Annotated in this window: 15 protein-coding genes; 10 read left to right on the top strand and 5 right to left on the bottom strand. The window is 63.9% G+C overall.

What is annotated here, in order from left to right; genetic code table 11:
- Positions 1–13: 13 nt before the first annotated feature.
- The 4 genes from odhB (at position 14) to L0U80_RS08825 (ending at position 4,662) form a co-directional block, all read left to right on the top strand.
- A complete protein-coding gene (gene odhB / locus L0U80_RS08840; RefSeq protein ID WP_233863571.1) occupies positions 14–1,291 on the top strand; it encodes a 2-oxoglutarate dehydrogenase complex dihydrolipoyllysine-residue succinyltransferase in 1,278 nt (425 codons plus the stop codon).
- 129 nt (positions 1,292–1,420) lie between these two features.
- Positions 1,421–2,851 carry a dihydrolipoyl dehydrogenase gene (lpdA, locus tag L0U80_RS08835; protein ID WP_233863570.1) on the top strand — a complete coding sequence of 477 codons (1,431 nt, stop codon included), beginning with the start codon at positions 1,421–1,423 and terminating at the stop codon, positions 2,849–2,851.
- A 126-nt stretch (positions 2,852–2,977) separates the two neighbouring features.
- Positions 2,978–4,075 (top strand): cell division protein ZapE, encoded by a 1,098-nt coding sequence (zapE, locus tag L0U80_RS08830; RefSeq protein WP_233863569.1) that lies wholly within the window; start codon positions 2,978–2,980, stop codon positions 4,073–4,075.
- A 134-nt stretch (positions 4,076–4,209) separates the two neighbouring features.
- A complete protein-coding gene (locus L0U80_RS08825; RefSeq protein ID WP_233863568.1) occupies positions 4,210–4,662 on the top strand; it encodes a transposase in 453 nt (150 codons plus the stop codon).
- 109 nt (positions 4,663–4,771) lie between these two features.
- Here L0U80_RS08825 and L0U80_RS08820 read toward each other — a convergent pair whose 3' ends face one another.
- Positions 4,772–5,257 (bottom strand): DUF2147 domain-containing protein, encoded by a 486-nt coding sequence (locus tag L0U80_RS08820; protein ID WP_233863567.1) that lies wholly within the window; start codon positions 5,255–5,257, stop codon positions 4,772–4,774.
- A gap of 1,150 nt (positions 5,258–6,407) precedes the next feature.
- Here L0U80_RS08820 and L0U80_RS08815 point away from each other — a divergent pair.
- Entirely contained in the window at positions 6,408–7,157 is a 750-nt protein-coding gene (locus L0U80_RS08815) for a DUF2968 domain-containing protein (RefSeq protein WP_233863566.1), read from the top strand.
- A 422-nt stretch (positions 7,158–7,579) separates the two neighbouring features.
- Here L0U80_RS08815 and L0U80_RS08810 read toward each other — a convergent pair whose 3' ends face one another.
- Positions 7,580–7,759, bottom strand: a complete 180-nt coding sequence (locus L0U80_RS08810; protein WP_233863565.1) for a hypothetical protein — start codon at positions 7,757–7,759, stop codon at positions 7,580–7,582.
- A 225-nt stretch (positions 7,760–7,984) separates the two neighbouring features.
- A complete protein-coding gene (gene hfq, locus L0U80_RS08805) occupies positions 7,985–8,470 on the bottom strand; it encodes an RNA chaperone Hfq (protein ID WP_233863564.1) in 486 nt (161 codons plus the stop codon).
- Positions 8,471–9,019: 549 nt separating this feature from the next.
- On the opposite strand from hfq, the gene L0U80_RS08800 reads away from it, so the two are divergent.
- From L0U80_RS08800 to L0U80_RS08780, 5 genes are read left to right on the top strand one after another with little or no spacing between them, the layout of a single operon-like run.
- Positions 9,020–9,163, top strand: a complete 144-nt coding sequence (locus L0U80_RS08800; RefSeq protein WP_233863563.1) for a hypothetical protein — start codon at positions 9,020–9,022, stop codon at positions 9,161–9,163.
- 51 nt (positions 9,164–9,214) lie between these two features.
- Positions 9,215–9,715 (top strand): sigma-70 family RNA polymerase sigma factor, encoded by a 501-nt coding sequence (locus L0U80_RS08795; protein ID WP_373322127.1) that lies wholly within the window; start codon positions 9,215–9,217, stop codon positions 9,713–9,715.
- The gene (locus L0U80_RS08790; RefSeq protein ID WP_233863561.1) at positions 9,712–10,587 is read left to right on the top strand and encodes an anti-sigma factor family protein; all 876 of its coding nucleotides are present in this window, start codon (positions 9,712–9,714) and stop codon (positions 10,585–10,587) included. Before L0U80_RS08795 ends, L0U80_RS08790 begins: the two co-directional genes overlap by 4 nt.
- Positions 10,581–12,200 carry an FAD-binding oxidoreductase gene (locus L0U80_RS08785; RefSeq protein WP_233863560.1) on the top strand — a complete coding sequence of 540 codons (1,620 nt, stop codon included), beginning with the start codon at positions 10,581–10,583 and terminating at the stop codon, positions 12,198–12,200. Before L0U80_RS08790 ends, L0U80_RS08785 begins: the two co-directional genes overlap by 7 nt.
- 13 nt (positions 12,201–12,213) lie before the next feature.
- A complete protein-coding gene (locus L0U80_RS08780; RefSeq protein WP_233863559.1) occupies positions 12,214–12,591 on the top strand; it encodes a hypothetical protein in 378 nt (125 codons plus the stop codon).
- Here the strand turns inward: L0U80_RS08780 and L0U80_RS08775 are convergent.
- Positions 12,554–13,462, bottom strand: coding sequence for a DUF1571 domain-containing protein (locus L0U80_RS08775; protein ID WP_233863558.1), 909 nt, complete (start codon positions 13,460–13,462; stop codon positions 12,554–12,556). The two genes, L0U80_RS08780 and L0U80_RS08775, sit on opposite strands and share 38 nt — an antisense overlap.
- A gap of 96 nt (positions 13,463–13,558) precedes the next feature.
- Positions 13,559–15,319: an AMP-binding protein gene (locus tag L0U80_RS08770; RefSeq protein WP_233863557.1), complete on the bottom strand. Its 1,761-nt coding sequence runs from the start codon at positions 15,317–15,319 to the stop codon at positions 13,559–13,561.
- Positions 15,320–15,372 lie beyond the last annotated feature (53 nt).

Below are 15,372 nucleotides of genomic sequence, written 5' to 3'. Positions count from 1 at the left end.
TCAGGAAATTCAAATGGCTATTGTTGAAGTCAAGGTCCCCCAGCTTTCGGAATCGGTTTCGGAAGCCACCATGCTGCAGTGGAAGAAGAAGCCGGGCGAAGCTGTTGCCCAGGACGAAATCCTCATCGAACTCGAGACCGACAAGGTCGTGCTCGAAGTGCCCGCACCGGCTGCCGGCGTGCTGGCCGAGATCGTCGCCAATGACGGCGACACCGTCGTCGCCGATCAGGTGATCGCGAAGATCGACACGGAAGCGAAGGCTGGTGCCGTCGCTGCGCCGGCTGCTGCTGCCGCTCCGGCCGCTGCACCTGCTGCTGCTCCGGCAGCCGCTGCTGCTGCCGCTGGTGCCACGTCAACCGCAAGCAGCACCGTTGCCTCGCCCGCCGCATCGAAGCTGATGGCCGAGAAGGGCCTGTCGGGTTCGGACGTTGGCGGCACGGGCCGCGATGGCCGCATCACGAAGCAGGACGTGCTCGGCGCTGGCGCGCCGAAGGCCGCTCCCGCTGCTGCACCGGCTGCGAAGCCAGCAGCCGCGAAGCCGTCGCTGCCGCAAGTCGGCGCACCGGCATCGGCTGCCACGTTCCTCAACGACCGTCCGGAACAGCGCGTGCCGATGTCGCGTCTGCGTGCGCGTATCGCCGAGCGTCTGCTCGAGTCGCAGCAAACCAACGCCATCCTCACGACGTTCAACGAAGTGAACATGGCGCCGGTCATGGACCTGCGCAACAAGTACAAGGACAAGTTCGAGAAGGAACACGGCGTGAAGCTCGGCTTCATGTCGTTCTTCGTCAAGGCGGCTGTCCACGCGCTGAAGAAGTTCCCGCTCGTGAACGCGTCGATCGACGGTAACGACATCGTCTATCACGGCTACTTCGACATCGGTATCGCTGTCGGCTCGCCGCGCGGTCTCGTGGTGCCGATCCTGCGCAACGCGGATCAGATGAGCCTCGCGGACATCGAGAAGAAGATTGCTGAATTCGGCCAGAAGGCGAAGGACGGCAAGCTGTCGATCGAAGAAATGACCGGCGGTACGTTCTCGATCTCGAACGGCGGTGTGTTCGGCTCGATGCTCTCGACCCCGATCATCAACCCGCCGCAGTCGGCGATCCTCGGCGTGCACGCGACGAAGGAACGTGCAGTGGTCGAGAACGGCCAGATCGTGATCCGTCCGATGAACTACCTCGCGATGTCGTACGACCACCGCATCATTGACGGCCGCGAAGCCGTCCTGTCGCTGGTCGCGATGAAGGACGCGCTGGAAGATCCGGCTCGCCTGCTGCTCGACCTGTAAGCGGGCCGTTTTTCGGGTTACTTCTCGGGCTATTTAGTCCCGAAGCATCAAGTCTCACTCTGGGCGCGGCGCGCTCGGGCGGCGGAAGCCGCCGCCCGAGCGCCGCGCCCAAGTCTCGAAAGGATAACCATGTCCAAAGAATTTGACGTCGTCGTGATCGGTGCCGGTCCCGGCGGCTATATCGCAGCGATCCGCGCCGCGCAGCTCGGCAAGTCGGTCGCCTGCATCGAAAAGTGGAAGAACCCGGCCGGTACGTTGAAGCTCGGCGGTACCTGCCTGAACGTCGGCTGCATTCCGTCGAAGGCGCTGCTTGCTTCGTCGGAGCAGTTCGAGAATGCCCAGCATCACCTCGAAGACCACGGCATCAGCGTCTCGGACGTCAAGATCGACGTTACGAAGATGATGGGCCGCAAGGACGCCATCGTCGAAAAGATGACGAAGGGTATCGAGTTCCTGTTCCGCAAGAACAAGATCACGTGGCTCAAGGGCCATGGCAAGTTCGTCGGCAAGAATGACGCCGGCGTGCAGATCGAAGTGAGCGGCGAAGGCGAAACCGAAGTCGTCTCGGCGAAGAACGTCATCATCGCGACGGGTTCGAAGGCGCGTCATCTGCCGGGCATTCCGGTCGACAACAAGATCGTCGCCGACAACGAAGGCGCGCTCGCGTTCGACGCCGTACCGAAGAAGCTCGCCGTCATCGGCGCGGGCGTGATCGGTCTGGAACTTGGCTCGGTGTGGCGCCGTCTCGGCGCAGACGTCACGGTCCTCGAAGCACTGCCGGAATTCCTCGGTGCCGCTGACCAGGCGCTCGCGAAGGAAGCCGCCAAGCTGTTCAAGAAGCAAGGTCTCGACATTCACGTTGGCGTGAAGGTCGGCGAAGTCACGACGACCGACAAGAGCGTCACGATCAACTACACGGACAAGGACGGCAACGCGCAGAAGCTCGAAGCCGACCGCCTGATCGTGTCGGTCGGCCGCGTGCCGAATACCGATAACCTCGGCCTCGAAGCAATCGGCCTGAAGGCGAACGAGCGTGGCTTCATCGACATCGACGACCACTGCCGTACGGCGCTGCCGAACGTGTACGCGATCGGCGACGTGGTGCGCGGCCCGATGCTCGCGCACAAGGCCGAAGACGAAGGCGTGCTGGTTGCCGAAATCATCGACGGCCAGAAGCCGCACATCGACTACAACTGCATTCCGTGGGTGATCTACACCGAGCCGGAAATTGCATGGGTCGGCAAGACGGAGCAGCAACTGAAGGCCGAAGGCCGCGACATCAAGACGGGCCAGTTCCCGTTCATGGCGAACGGCCGCGCGCTTGGCATCAACAAGGCCGACGGCTTTGTGAAGATGATCGCCGACGCGAAGACCGACGAGCTGCTCGGCGTGCACATTATCTCGGCGAACGCATCGGACCTGATCGCTGAAGCCGTGGTGGCGATGGAATTCAAGGCTGCTGCTGAAGACATCGGCCGCATCTGCCATCCGCACCCGTCGCTTTCCGAAGTCATGCGCGAGGCAGCGCTCGCCACCGACAAGCGCGCCCTCAACATGTAACGCGCGCGGGCAGGGCGCCGGTTTTAGCCGTTTTCGGCCAGCGTCCTGCCGCGTTGTGGTTTGCATCACGCCAAAGAGGCGGGTGGGTTCGATCCCTCCCGCCTTTACTCATTTGTGGTTCATTGAATGAACGTCGCCGAATACTACGAGAAAGAACTGCAGACCCGGGGATACAAACCCGATGCGGCTCAGCGCGCCGCGATCGACCGGCTGCAGCGGTGTTTTGACGAGTGGGTCGCGTACAAGGCGCGCCGCTCGAACGCGTTCAAGAAGCTCATCATTCACCCCGATCTGCCGCGCGGCGTGTACATGTGGGGCGGGGTGGGCCGCGGCAAGAGCTTCCTGATGGACAGCTTCTACGCCGTGGTGCCCGTGCAGCGCAAGACGCGCCTGCACTTTCACGAGTTCATGCGCGAGGTGCATCGCGAACTGGAAGAACTCAAAGGCCAGGCCGATCCACTTGACGAACTCGCACGCCGCATTGCGAAGCGCTATCGCCTGATCTGCTTCGACGAATTCCACGTCTCGGACATCGCCGACGCGATGATCCTGTATCGACTGCTCGACCGTCTTTTCATGAACGGCGTGCAGTTCGTGATGACGTCCAACTACGATCCCGACACGCTCTATCCGGACGGCCTGCACCGTGACCGCATGCTGCCCGCGATCGCGCTGCTCAAGGACAAGCTCGACGTGCTGAACGTCGACGCGGGCATCGACTACCGGCAACGTACGCTCGCGCAGGTCGAGGTCTATCACACGCCGCTCGGGGCCGAGGCCAATCGCGCGCTGCGTCATTCGTTCTCCCAGCTGGCGGCCGTGCCCGACGAGAGTCCGCTTCTCCACATCGAAAAGCGCGAGCTGAAGGCATTGCGTCGCGCCGGTGGCGTCGTCTGGTTCGATTTCGCGACCCTGTGCGGCGGACCGCGCTCGCAGAACGACTATCTGGAACTGGCAAGCCGCTTCCACGCCGTGATTCTGTCAGACGTGCCGCAGATGACGCCGCGCATGCAGTCCGAAGCGCGCCGCTTCACGTGGCTCATCGACGTGTTCTACGACCACAAGGTGAAGCTGCTGATGTCGGCGGCAGTGAGGCCGGAGGAACTGTACGTCGAAGGTCCGATGGCGAATGAATTCACGCGCACGGTTTCGCGGATCGTCGAAATGCAGTCGAAGGAATATCTCGAGGCGCCGCGACGTATTGTCGATACATCGCTCACCTGAGGAAAGAACGCGTCCGCAGGGTTTTATCTCAAAAAGATATTTACGTCACTTTTCAGGATTCAGACACATCTGATATTCGCCGCGTGGCCAAGCCGATATCGTCTGTTGCGTACGTTTCGATATTGGAGAAGACAATGACCCCGCATCGCGATATTACCGAGGACGAATGGCAGCGCGTCCTGCCACTGCTTCCCGAATTGCGCCCCCGTTCCGAATTGCGTGGCCGTCCGCTCGCCAACACCCGGTCGGTGCTCAACGGTGTTTTGTGGGTGATGTATAGCGGCGCCACCTGGTCAGCCATGCCGCGCCGTTACCCGTCGTACCAAACCTGCCATCGCCGGTTCAAGGCGTGGTATGACGACGGTGTACTCAAGCGCGTCATGGTCGAACTGTTCGGCGAAGAAGGTGTCGCGCTGTGCGATTCAATCGAAACGCGCATGCGCAAGCATCTGAGCGGCGAGGAAAAGGACGCGCGCAACGAGCGTCCGTCTGTGTCGCAGCCAACGACTCCGCTGTACGGCAGCGTTCCGCCTGCCGTGCCACAGCCGTTCGCGTACCCGCGCACGCTGTTCCGCCACTCTGCCTGAGTGCGCGCCTGATCGGATTTTGGTCAGCATGCCGGCGCGTGCGCGGCGCAGGCGGGTTGCCGTAGATGTTTTGCGTACCCGCTTCGCCTCATTTGCGCTGGCAGTCCTTTTATTGCTCGCGCGTCCACGTCTGTGAGCGTCCGAGCAGCGAAATGCCCAGATAGCCGCGCACGACGAGCTTTTTGCCACCGTCCTCGAGGTGCATCTTGCAGCGATACACCTTGCCGTTTTCCGGGTCCAGGATGTGTCCGTTGTCCCAACCGTCGCCGGTTTTCTGCATCCCATCGATGATCGTCATGCCGATAATCGGCTGGTCCTTGCGCTCATCCGTGCATGCAGTGCACTTTCGGTCCGGCTTGGCGTTGGGGTCGAGTCCGTTGACGACCTTGCCGCTTAGCTGGCCATTGCCGTCATCGCTGATCTGGACGACTGCCTTCGGCTTGCCCGTTTGATCGTCGATGGTGTGCCACACGCCGACAGGCGTAGTGGTTTGTGCGTGCGCGGCGATCGCGCCGCCGAGCAGGGCGCTCGCGAGCGCCAGTTGGGTTGCCGCACGCGCAGCGAATGCAGCGGTGCGTCCGGTGATCCGGTTCATTTGTCGTCCTCCACTGTGTGTTGTCGTTCGTGATTATGCAGACCGCGCGTGTCGAGCCACATGCGCACGCGGTTTGGGGAGCATACGCGAAAGCATTCCGGTCGTTGGAGAGGGGGGACTCTAGTTGCGCAGTGCGCGTCGGGTTTGGGGCATCTGGCATGGGCGGGCGGCAGTCGCGTGTGCGCTGGACCAGTGCATCCGGGCGCGTTCTCGTCCCGCTGATGCTTGCCTTGTGCATCCGGCCCCACTGTATGTTCGCGTATGGCTGAAAGTCGTTGGCCGCATGCAGCCGACGCACAGGTGTCGAACGCGACACAGCGATGTATGTCGGCGTCCTGATTATTGACGGAATCGAGACACTCACTTCGGTTGGCAGCACCGTCTGTTTGTTAGGGTGCGTCGCGTTCTCCCGCAGTCTTAACACCGGCGACGCAGCTTTCCAGCACGCGATGCGAACCACTCCTTGTCGGAAGTCCCTCCGGCCCTTCGCGCGTCCTGCCGCTCGACTTCACATGCGCCGAGTTGCGCAATATCGTCTCGATTATCGTCCTTAAGTTATGCGCGCATCGGGTGCCGACCGTGATGGTGTCGTGCCTGGCACGCAAGCCAGGTCCACGCACGCGCTACCCAACGAGATCGATGCCGTCGCCAATGGCGAGGCGAAGGTGCCGCGTACAGTGAATGTCCCGGTACAGGGCGCCTGACCGGGGCTGTTGCACGCCAGTTATGGGCGCCAGGTACCTGTGGCCGTTCGTCACAGTCGCAATCGCGGGACGGTGTCGCCGCGTTCCCACTCCCCATTTCAGCAGGTCGCCATATCGATCGCGGCCATGCGCTTCCCCTGGCAATGTTCGTGAGTTGCACAATCGGGCGGTGCGTATCAGCGTGAGCGTGTCGCGATGGACGTCAAGGACGTGCCAACCTCGCTGCCGCCTGCGCGAACTAGTTCCGGCGTAGTCGCCCACTCGACGCACCGTATCAGTGCCGCCGTCTGAGGGAAAACGCGCGTCCGTTTCCTGGCATTGACCACGAAGTGTTGTGCGAAAGGATACGCAAGCATCAAATTTGAAATGGAGATCCCGAAACACCAGAAAGTGAGTAATAATTAGATGGTTTTGCCAAAACTAGAACTGTTCAAAGCAGGAACTAAATGGACTACAACCGGAGAGTTCGACAGGCAGCGCTGGCGGTAATGGTGCTGTTCGGGGGTACTCAGGCGGGCTGTGCGCAGCCGATACCGCAATCCGCTGGGCCGACCACCCAGCAAGAAACACAAGGTGCCGACGCGGCGAACGCGGCTTCGGTGACTGTGGCTGCCCAGCCGGCTGATGCGGCATCGACGGCAGCCCCGAGCCAGGCGACAGTGCTGACGCCGGACGAAGCTCAGCAAAGCGCGGCGGGCAATGTGGCCGAGCTTCAGCAGATGCTCCGCGGTTCGGAACTCAATGAGCTACGCACGACCTACAACGGCTCGTACGGTGCAAGCCTGCTGTTTCATGGCAAGGAAATGACGTACTACGTCACGCTGTTCCAGAACAAGATGTTCTGGCGCGTCATCAAGACGAGTGACGAAACACGTGCCGAAGCCATCTACCGCGATTTCGCGGCGAAGAGCCAACAGCTTGCCGACGTGGAGATCCGCCGGATCCGCCTGGAGGCGCAGAAGGCGTTTACGCAGCGCATGATCGCTTTGACCCAGGACCACGCTAACCGGCTCCAGGCCGACCTCACGATTGCGCGTCAGCAGCAGGCGCTCGTGATGGACCAGCAGAAGCAGACGCGCGACCAGGCGAATGCACTGCAGGCCCAGAAGACGGCGGCGCAGGGTCAGTTGCGCGACGTCCAGCGTCAGGTGCGGGAACTGCAGCGTCAGGTCGAAGGCGGCTTGCCGACGCAGTAAGCATCGTGCCGCCGCTGCAGCGTGCAGCGGCGTGAAACTGTCGAAGTGACAAGGCTGGCGGGCGTCGCCGACGCGCCGCCTGGCCTCGCTTCGCCTTATTCAGGCGCTTTGCCGCGAAGCGTTGTGTTGTTTTTTTGCGGTTGCGTCGAATAACCGCAGCCCTTGGCGGGGCTGTCCCTTTTCCCCTGCTTCAGGGGTACGTGCCGCCACGTCCCGGCGCTTTCCATCATTTGTCGCCGTTTCGTTCATCGCACCGCTGCGCACACCTGGCCGCCGTGTGTGAACCGTGCTTTGTCGTGCCAGGTTTCCCACGTCACCGTTGCGAACAGCAAACCAGTCGTGAGCGCACGTTTCAGGAGCAGGTCGTCAGGCCATGCCGCCGAACCCACCCGGCTCCAGGGCAGCGGCGAAGCGTTTATGGCTCAATGCTTGCCGCTGTGATGACCAGCTTCCCGTCCTTTTCTCTTTCCGTGGGCGGCCTGCGCGCGCTTTTGAGGCGGGGGATCGACCGCGATTGGATCGCTGGCGGGGAAGGTTTCCTCGAGCGCCTCGTCGAGCGGGTCAACGGGCCGATGCGTGGGGGGAGTTTTCGACGCGCTCATGATGTACTCCGTTGCGGGGAACATGTATCCCAGCATATCGCAACGGGCAAACGTGAGCACTGGCTGACTGCGGGCTGCAGCGACGCCACGGTTCCATCTGGAAAGAGGAACCGTGTGAGGCAACTGTGCGCACTCGGGCCAGCGCGGCGCGCATGACGTCGCCGCGTCCTGGTCGTGAACGTGTTACCGGGCGCAGCACAAGCGCGCGGGCAGTGCGGGAACTGCTCAGGTGTTGCCGGAACCGTCGCTGCCGTTATTGCCACCGTTATTGACGGCGCCGTAGAGCCGGCGGCGGCGCGTGACGACCACCGGGCCATCCTGCGACGAGGGACGATCGCTCGGCTGCGCGGGCGCGGGCCACGATTCACGCGGCTCTCTCGGTTCTCGCGGTTCTCTCGGCTCGCGGGACTCGCGCGGTCCGTGACCGCCGTGGATCCCATGGGCCCCGCGGGTCGTGTGCTCGCCAGCGTGCGCCGGACGTGCCGGCCGCGGACCCGGCCGCGTGCCGGTGTCGAGCTGGATCGTGGAGATAGCACGCTTGTAGATACCTTGCAGGCCGACAGGCGTGCGCAGCATCACGAGGTACTGATCGAACGACTCAATGCATCCGGTCAGGCGGATACCGTTGACCAGATAGATTTCCACGCGCTTGCGTTCCTTGCGCGCGGCATTCATGAAGTCGTTTTGCGGATGTGATTCTGCGGAAGGCATGGACGAAATTAGACCTGGCGGCTCGATGCCGCATTCAGTTGGAAACGTTTGCTCGCGAGGGATTCTACCCTGTGTCGGCGAGACGCGCGTGTCTGCATATTGGCCATCGCTGCACTATACCGAGTTGGTTCGCCTCGTGCGTCCGGCGTCTCAGGCGTCCGGAAGTACGGGCTACCACGCTTAATCTGTGTCAGTACGCCGCATTCGCGGCACATGCCCTAACAGCGTAGTGCAAAGCGGCGGCTTGTGCTCGACCGATTCGGGTGCGTTTCCGGCGCACAGCCTTCATCTTGGGGCACATGCAATTCTCGATGGTCGTACCCCATTCTTTCCGTGCGCCGCCGCACACGCGCTATGGACCCGATCGCACCGCTGATACGCGAAACCGCATGATGTACATGAGAGCAAGAACGCCACGCACACCGGGAATAACAAACCCCCTCGACACGTTTATACCGTTGTCGGCACTTGCAACGCATGGGCGCGCGCGTTGCAAGGCATTCGTGGCAACTCGGCGGGGCGCATCCTCATCCTGCACAGGAGGTGACGATGAAGTTGGTTCGCAAATTTCTGGTGTTGTTGGCTCTGGCTGCTGTCTCCCTGACGGGAGTGGCCGCGTGCGGTGACATGAATTCGGGCAGCAGTTCGTCGGCCGGTGGTTCGGGCGGCAGCTCGGGTGGTGGCGGTTACTGACGGGCGGACGGCGTGTTCCGCCCTCCGACGCGGGAGTTCGAAGCGCAAGTCGTGGCGCAGCTCGCGCCACTGCGGCGCTACGCGCGCTCGCTGACCGGCGACGCCGCCTGGGCCGACGACCTCGTACAGGACGCCGCGGAACGCGCGCTGTCGCGCTGGAATTCGTTTCGGCCCGACAGCAATCTGCGCGCGTGGTTGTTGACGATCCTGCGCCACCTTTACATCGACCAGTTGCGCGGGCGTCGTGAGATCACGGTCGACGACGAAAGCGCGCCGTGGCGCACACTCGAGGCGCCGCGCGGTGAGGTCGACGGACTGGAGTTGCGCGATCTGCAGCGCGCCCTTTACCTGCTTCCCGCCGCACAGCGCGAGGTGTTGCTGCTCGTGTGCGTCGAGGAACTGAGTTATCAAGAAGCGTCGGCGGTGCTGGGTGTGCCGTCCGGCACTGTGATGTCGCGCCTTTCTCGTGCGCGCGAACATCTGCGGGTGCTGCTCGGCCAGGATCCTGGACGGCGTACCGCATCGCTGAGGGTGGTGGGGACAACGCGATGAATCACGACGATATCGAAAAGAATCGCGATCGTGCCGGGCACGCGGCGGCTGACGGCGCAGGCGGCGTGCCGCCTGCCGACCTGACTGACGCCGATCTCGTCACGCTTTCGGCGTTCATGGACGGCGAGCTGCCGCCCGCTGACGAAACCGTGATGCACGCAAGGCTCGCGAGCGATCCTCTCGCCGCAAACCGTGTTTTCGCGTATAGCGCGCAGAAGTCGGCGTTGCAGGCGCTCTGCCGTGCGAGCGGCGAGGACCCGGCGCCATCGCCGTATCTCGTGCTCCGGCGTCGCGATCCGTGGTGGTTGCGCTTCGGCATGGCGGCCGCGTGGTGTGTGGCGGGCGCTGGCGTCGCGCTCGCGGCGGCCACGTTTGTGCCGCGCGGCGGTTCGGGTGACTCGGGTGCAGGCAGCGTGTTTGCGGCCGGCGAGCCCGACACCTTCGCACGCCGCGCGGACGTCGCCTACGCGGTCTACACACCGGAGCAGCGCCATCCGGTCGAAGTGGGTGCGGCCGATGAGGCGCATCTCGTCGCGTGGTTGTCGAAGCGGCTTGGCAAGCCACTTTCGGTTCCGTCGCTGCAGGAATACGGATATTCGCTCGTCGGAGGACGGCTGCTGCCAGGGGCCTCGGGGCCCGCAGCGCAGTTCATGTACGAGAACGACGGGGGCGAGCGTCTGACGCTGTACGTCGGCTCGTCGGGCAAGGACACCACCAGGGTGCATCTCCTGAGCGACGGCAATCGCCGCACGTTCTACTGGACCACCGACCGCATGGGCTATGCGCTATCCGGCCCGCCCACAGAGGGCCACTTGCGCGACATCGCATACGAAGTCTGCGGCGCGCTGGGCGGCAAGCCGTCGCAATGGTGACGGGTGGCACGATGGGCGATGCCGCGCGCGTTTTGCCGCCGGGCATGAGCGAGTCGCACTTCGAGCGCGCGCTGGCGGCGTTCGAAGCGATCGTCGGCGCGCCCAATGTGTGTCGCGGCGGCGCGGGGCTCGAACTGTATCTCGATCCGTTTATGCCGGCGGCCAATCCGCGCGCGTTCGCGCCGTCTGCCGCGCTGCTGCCAGCGAACGTCGACGAAATCCGCGCGATCTTGCGCGTCGCGAACGAGATGCGCGTGCCGCTCTGGACGGTCTCGACGGGGCGCAACTTCGCTTACGGCGGCGCCGCGCCGCGTCTGTCGGGATCGGTCGTGCTGGACCTTCAGCGAATGAACCGGATTCTCGACGTCGACGACCGGCTCGCTTACGCGCTCGTCGAACCGGGCGTCAGCTACTTCGACCTGTACGCGCATCTGCGCGATGGCGGATACCGGCTGTGGGTCGATCCGCCCGCGGCCGGATGGGGCAGCGTGATCGGCAATACGCTCGAACGCGGTTTCGGCACCACACCTTACGGTGATCATGCTTCGACGCAATGCGGCATGGAGATCGTGCTCGCGAACGGTGACCTCGTGCGCACCGGCATGGGTGCGATCGATACCGGCACGGCATGGCAGCTGTACCGGCCCGGCTACGGTCCCGCTTTTGACGCGCTCTTCACGCAGTCGAACTACGGCGTCGTCACGAAAATGGGCGTCTGGTTGATGCCCGCGCCGCAGGCGTATCTGCTCGGCGAGGTGCAGGTGCCGAACGAAGCCGATCTAGCCGCGCTCGTCGATACGCTGCGCGCGCTGCAGCTGGACGGCACGATCCGCAATCATGCGGCGATCGAAGGCGCGATCCGGCGCGCGGCCAGCATCGCGCCTCGTACGCGCTGGTTCGACGGCGCAGGGCCGATGCCCGAGCATGTCGTGTCGGCGATGCAGCGCGATCTCGGGATCGGACGCTGGAATCTGCACTTCGGGCTCTACGGCGCGCCGGAAGTGATCGACGCCCAGCGGCGCGTGCTCGAGCGCGCGTTCGCGGCGGTGCCGGGTGCGCGCGTCACGACCACGCGCTATTTCACGAGCGACAAGCCAGACGACGAACCCCAAGGCGGTGCCGACCGCAATCTGGCGGGCATCCCCACGATGAGCGCCTTTCGCATGCTCGACTGGCTTGGCGGTCCGGGCGCACATGTCGACTTTTCGCCGCTGTGTCCCGCCGATGGCCGCGACGCCATGCGCCAGTACATGCTCGTGAAGACGCGCGCGGCCGAATATGGCTTCGATTATTACGGCGGTTTCACGGCGGCGGGCCGGTATCTTCATCATATTTTCGCGGTGATCTTTGCACGCGAAAGACGCGAGGACGCTGAGCGCGCGGGCGACTTGCTGCGCGCACTGATGAGCGACGCGCGTGCGGCGGGTTATGGCGTTTACCGGTCGCATCTGCTTTACATGGACTTCGCGGCAGCACAATACAGCTTCAACGATGGCGCATTGCTGCGTCTCGCAGAGACGCTCAAGGACGCACTCGATCCCCAGGGCGTGCTGTCGCCGGGCAAGCAGGGCGTGTGGCCGGCGGCGTGGCGGCACGAGCGCGGCTACACCTGAGCGGGAGGACGCGATGGATCGGCGGACATTCCTGTGCGAGACCGGAGGCACGCTGCTCGGCGCAGCGTGTAACGTTTCGTTTGCGCGAGCGGTTGCGATTCATGCGAGCGCGCACGTCGCGGTTTTCGATCCGGCGCTGCCATCTGGCCGGGCGCTCGCGGGCTACGCGGCACGCGCTGGCATCGCAGCGTGGCCTGCCACCGACGACATCGGTACGCTCTGGCACGCCACGCTCGCACGGCGCGCCGGGCCGCGCACGCCGATGATCGCCGCGCTGCGGCCCTCCGATCAATTCGTGCTGACGCGTTTTGCGGCGTCACGCGGTGCCGTCGTGCTCGCGCTCGACGCGCAAGCTAGAAGCGGTAGTCCGGGTTCTTCGAGTCGAACGTGAGGGCGTCGAAGGACTTCGGCTCCATCTGCTCGAACACGACTTCTTCGAAGAGCCGGCCTTCGCTGTCGTACGACTGCGCCGTGCGGAACCACGGATGGCGCAGGTCGAGCCCGAGCGTTTCCTTGCTCGCGTAGAACCCGTTCACGCCGCGCGGCGCCTCCCAGGTGAACGCGACGACGCGCACGCCATCCACCGTTTTCACGTCGATCTGCGCTGGCCGCACGAGCCCGGCTTCTTCGAGGCGCATGTTTTCGTCGACAAATCGGTGCGCGATATATTCGGTGCCGAGGTCGGTCAGCCGATGGCGCGACTGCGCATGCGCGAATGATCCATCGAGTCGCGCCCACATCGACACCATGCGGAAAATCCCGCCGGGATGGCCGTACATCTCGTCACCGCGTCGCGTGGCGTCGTAGAGCACCTCCTGGCCCGCGTGGGCGCCGTCGGGCAGCCATTTTGCGTAGATGCGCAGCGGATCGTGTGCGATCCGCACGAGCATGTGATCGGGGTCGGCTGGCCAGCGACCGTGGATGCGCTCGCGGCGCAGCATCACGAATTCGCACGACGGGAAGCCGTGAGGGCCCGCCGCGACGTAGCGCGGCAACGTACGCGGATCGAGCGACGAGAAGAGGGTGACGAGCTGCGCGTCGTCGAGCTTCGCAAGTGCACCGTTCTGCGCGGTGCGCTGAAGCCAGCGAACCTGCTCGTCGAGCGGCAGGTGTGCGACGTCCGCAGTGGATTCGTCGGCTTGCGCTGTGTTGGGCGCGTCGTCGGCGTCCGCCGCAGGGAGTGACTGCGCGCTTGCGCAAACCAGGGCGAGCGCGGCGCAGAGGGTCAGGAGACAGGCTGGTGGCGTTGTGCGGAACCTCATCGGCGCACGCTCCACGAATTCATCAGTCCTTGCCGGCAGGTGCCGCAAAGCGGCACCTGCATTACTTCAGCCCGGCATCAACACGGTATGAACGTTTCAGGCCGGCGTTTTCTTCCCGATTTCTTCGTTGCGCAACTCGCGGCGCAGGATCTTGCCGATGTTCGATTGCGGCAGCGCATCGCGGAACTCGACGAGACGCGGCACCTTGTAGCCCGTGAGCTGCTCGCGGCAGTAGTGGATGAGCGCGTCCTCGGTGAGCGTCGGGTCGCGGCGCACGACGAAGACTTTGATGCGCTCGCCCTGCACCGGATCGGGCACGCCGATTGCTGCCACTTCACTCACGCCCGGATGCGTGGCAATGACGTCCTCGATCTCATTCGGATACACGTTGAAGCCCGACACGAGGATCATATCCTTCTTGCGGTCGATGAGCCGCACATAGCCTTGCGCGTCCATCACGCCGATGTCGCCGGTTGCGAGCCAGCCGTCGGCGTCGAGGACCTTGGCGGTTTCGTCGGGGCGGTTCCAGTAGCCCTGCATGACCTGCGGACCTTTCACGCAGAGTTCGCCGGTCTCGCCGATGTTCGCCCACGTGCCGTCGTCCTTGCGAAAGCGCACCAGCGTCGAGGGCGCGGGCAGGCCGATCGTCCCGTCGAAATCGTGCTGCTGACCGACATCGACAGGATTCATTGTCACGATCGGTGAGCATTCGGTCAGGCCGTAGCCCTCGACGATCGGCTGGCCGGTCACGGCCTTGAAGCGCTCGGCGACGGCGCGTTGCGTGGCCATGCCGCCCGCCATCGCGAGCTTGAGGCCGGAGAAGTCGCGCTGGCGGAACTCTTCGTTATCGAGCAGCGCGTTGTAGAGCGTGTTCACGGCCGACATGCAGCTGAACTTCTCGTGGCGGATCGTCTTCATCACGCGTTTGATGTCACGCGGATTCGCGATCAGGATGTTGCGGCCGCCGAGTGCCATGAAGATCATCGCGTTCACGGTCAGCGAATAGATGTGATAGAGCGGCAACGGCGTGAGGACGGTTTCCTGGTCGGCGCCGAGCTGGCCCGCGGTCCACGCCTTCGCCTGCAGCAGATTGGCAACGAGATTGCCGTGCGTGAGCATCGCACCCTTCGCGACGCCCGTCGTGCCGCCCGTGTACTGCAGGAACGCGAGATCGTTGGCTTTGACGTTGACGGGCGCGACGGGCCGACGCGCGCCTTGCGCGAGCACGTCGACGAGCTTCAATGCGTTCGGCAGGCTATACGCCGGCACGAGCTTCGCAACGCGCCGCACCATGAAATTGATGAAGTGGCCCTTGAGATTCAGGCCTTCGCCGAGCAGATCGCCGAGCGCCGTGACGACGATGTTCTTCACTTGCGTGCCGGGCAGTGCGGTTTGTACCGTCTTCGCAAAGTTTTCGAACACGACGATCGTTTGCGCGCCGCTGTCCTTCAACTGATGGGCGAGTTCGCGCGCGGTGTAGAGCGGATTCACGTTGACCACGATGGCGCCCGCCTTGAGGGCACCGAACAGCACGATGGGATACTGGAGCGTGTTGGGCAGCATGATCGCGACGCGATCGCCCGGCTTCACGCCCGCACCCTGCAGCCACGATGCGAACGCGGTCGCTTTTCGCGCGAGCGCGGCGTAGGTCATCGGCGAGCCGGCGCTCACGTAAGCGACACGCTCGCCAAAGCGCGCAGTGCAGTCGTCGAAAAACTGTGCGAGCGAGGCGTATTGATGCACGTCGACTTCGCGGGGAACATGCGCGGGGTACGACGCGTACCAGACACCATCGGTGTCTGGCGCCGCGGGCACGGTGGCATAGACAGTCGAGGGGGGGCGGGGCGTGTCGGTCATCAGGTCTCTCCCTGGCGGATTATTTTGAGTATGAGGCGCGCTCATCATGCACG

The organism is Paraburkholderia adhaesiva (assembly GCF_021390575.1).
GTDB lineage: Bacteria > Pseudomonadota > Gammaproteobacteria > Burkholderiales > Burkholderiaceae > Paraburkholderia > Paraburkholderia adhaesiva.
This window is presented reverse-complemented; position numbering and strand designations above follow the sequence as displayed.

What these genes read in the sequence shown, in the direction of transcription:
- L0U80_RS08810 (WP_233863565.1), bottom strand. Translation starts at nt 7,759, where the DNA reads ATGAGCGCGTCGAAAACTCCCCCCACGCATCGGCCCGTTGACCCGCTC.
- zapE (WP_233863569.1), top strand. Translation starts at nt 2,978, where the DNA reads ATGAACGTCGCCGAATACTACGAGAAAGAACTGCAGACCCGGGGATAC.
- lpdA (WP_233863570.1), top strand. Translation starts at nt 1,421, where the DNA reads ATGTCCAAAGAATTTGACGTCGTCGTGATCGGTGCCGGTCCCGGCGGC.
- L0U80_RS08770 (WP_233863557.1), bottom strand. Translation starts at nt 15,319, where the DNA reads ATGACCGACACGCCCCGCCCCCCCTCGACTGTCTATGCCACCGTGCCC.
- odhB (WP_233863571.1), top strand. Translation starts at nt 14, where the DNA reads ATGGCTATTGTTGAAGTCAAGGTCCCCCAGCTTTCGGAATCGGTTTCG.
- L0U80_RS08825 (WP_233863568.1), top strand. Translation starts at nt 4,210, where the DNA reads ATGACCCCGCATCGCGATATTACCGAGGACGAATGGCAGCGCGTCCTG.
- L0U80_RS08815 (WP_233863566.1), top strand. Translation starts at nt 6,408, where the DNA reads ATGGACTACAACCGGAGAGTTCGACAGGCAGCGCTGGCGGTAATGGTG.
- L0U80_RS08790 (WP_233863561.1), top strand. Translation starts at nt 9,712, where the DNA reads ATGAATCACGACGATATCGAAAAGAATCGCGATCGTGCCGGGCACGCG.
- L0U80_RS08800 (WP_233863563.1), top strand. Translation starts at nt 9,020, where the DNA reads ATGAAGTTGGTTCGCAAATTTCTGGTGTTGTTGGCTCTGGCTGCTGTC.
- L0U80_RS08785 (WP_233863560.1), top strand. Translation starts at nt 10,581, where the DNA reads ATGGTGACGGGTGGCACGATGGGCGATGCCGCGCGCGTTTTGCCGCCG.
- L0U80_RS08820 (WP_233863567.1), bottom strand. Translation starts at nt 5,257, where the DNA reads ATGAACCGGATCACCGGACGCACCGCTGCATTCGCTGCGCGTGCGGCA.
- L0U80_RS08775 (WP_233863558.1), bottom strand. Translation starts at nt 13,462, where the DNA reads ATGAGGTTCCGCACAACGCCACCAGCCTGTCTCCTGACCCTCTGCGCC.
- hfq (WP_233863564.1), bottom strand. Translation starts at nt 8,470, where the DNA reads ATGCCTTCCGCAGAATCACATCCGCAAAACGACTTCATGAATGCCGCG.
- L0U80_RS08780 (WP_233863559.1), top strand. Translation starts at nt 12,214, where the DNA reads ATGGATCGGCGGACATTCCTGTGCGAGACCGGAGGCACGCTGCTCGGC.